Here is a 1039-nt window from a genome sequence, read left to right as displayed (position 1 = left end):
GGCCTGTTCTTTCTTGCGTACCAACGGTTTCCCGCGGCAGTTCATCGCCCTGCAGCGTGCACTGTTGAGGGATTTGCTGAGCGAGTACATCCGCCACATCGGCTCGGGGTTGTGGGCCATTCCCCCGGGAGCCGAGGAGGGCTCGTACGTCGGGGCGGGTCTGTTCGCCTGAGGCGGCGCAGCGCTACACGCGCAAGAACCGGGCGACGCGCCCGAGGGCGGCCTCCACGGATGCCGCGTCGACCGCGGCACCGAAGGGGTCGGACATCGGTAGCAGATGGTGTCTGCCGACGGCCGTCGAGTGGCGCCAGGTACCGAACACCTCTCCCCCGGCGATGAGCACGGGACGCACCAGGCCGTTGAGGGTCGGACCGATCGTTGCGAGGTGCTCCGGCGGACAGACTCGGGAGCGGTCCGCGTACGAGAGGTAGTACTCGTCGAAGGGCGGCAGCGCGAGCACTCCGGAGACTGCCTCGGCAGTGTCTCCGGCTGGCGCGTCGGCGCCGAGGAAAAGGCCCTCGTCGAGCGCCGTGACCCGATCGCCGGCGGCTTCCCGCGCGGACCGGGCGATACCGACGGGAACGCCGGCCCACCAGCGGAAGTCGTCGAGGGTGGCCGGTGCGTGCCCGGCGAGATACCGGACGAACAGCTCGCCCCAGGGCTCGGTGGGAGCCGCGGCATCCGGCAGCCAGTCGTCGGCGGCGACGAGGTACTGCTCCCGCGTGGGCGCGCCGTCGCGCGGCACGACCGGGCCGAAGACGACACCCCCGCGAACGGCGAGGGCCGAGATCAGGTGACCTCCGCGGGAGCCCGCGACATCCGCACCGGCGGCGGCGATGACCGTCGCCGCCTCGTTTCGCGTCAGGCGGTTGCCGCCCGAGAGCGCGGCCCCGACGGCCCGCTCGGCGCGCGCGATGTCGTCGGCCTCGATGCCGAACGCACGGTGCACCCCCGCCGCCTGGCGCTGCTGCCGCTCGCGCGTCAGCTCGAGGATCCAGGCGAGGTCCTCGGCGGCGACGACTCTAGAGGATCCCCGGGT

The 1039-nt window shown here is 72.4% G+C and carries 1 protein-coding gene and 1 pseudogene; one reads left to right on the top strand and one right to left on the bottom strand.

Going from position 1 to position 1039, the window contains the following annotated elements; all coding sequences use genetic code 11:
- Positions 1–172 (top strand): annotated as a pseudogene (locus I5I_RS17700) (deferrochelatase/peroxidase EfeB); the annotation flags it as partial.
- Between the two features lie 12 nt (positions 173–184).
- Here the strand turns inward: I5I_RS17700 and I5I_RS14185 are convergent.
- Positions 185–1039 (bottom strand): DNA glycosylase AlkZ-like family protein (locus I5I_RS14185; RefSeq protein WP_036321202.1); only part of this gene is annotated, 855 nt, incomplete at its 5' end.

It is taken from the genome of Microbacterium sp. B24, from assembly GCF_000333415.1.
GTDB lineage: Bacteria > Actinomycetota > Actinomycetes > Actinomycetales > Microbacteriaceae > Microbacterium.
Note: the sequence above shows the minus strand (reverse complement) of the source record. Positions and strands in the feature narration are given on the sequence as shown.